Annotated in this window: 1 pseudogene; it reads left to right on the top strand. The window is 50.9% G+C overall.

The window, feature by feature from the left end:
- Nucleotides 1-226, top strand: a pseudogene (locus tag AC2A06_RS19115) (OmpA family protein); the annotation flags it as partial.

Here is a 226-nt window from a genome sequence, read left to right as displayed (position 1 = left end):
GAAGGTAAACTTCCTGCGACGGTTTATGTGGATCGTCAACTGCAATCGGTACTATTGCCTGGCGAGTATACGGTCTTTTGTGTTGTCCCTGGTGGGCACGCCATTGAGTCCTACTTCCAGGATCAACCGTTGTATCAAGGTAAACTGGCCCCCAAACATCAACTGAAAACCCTGGGTGCAACGACCTATTTCCTGGTGGTTAATCCAGGTGAGACCGGGACCACGA

It is taken from the genome of Serratia sp. HNCC26DJ244 (assembly GCF_057180565.1).
The sequence above is the reverse complement of the archived record's forward strand: the minus strand, read 5'-3'. Positions and strand labels throughout refer to the sequence as shown.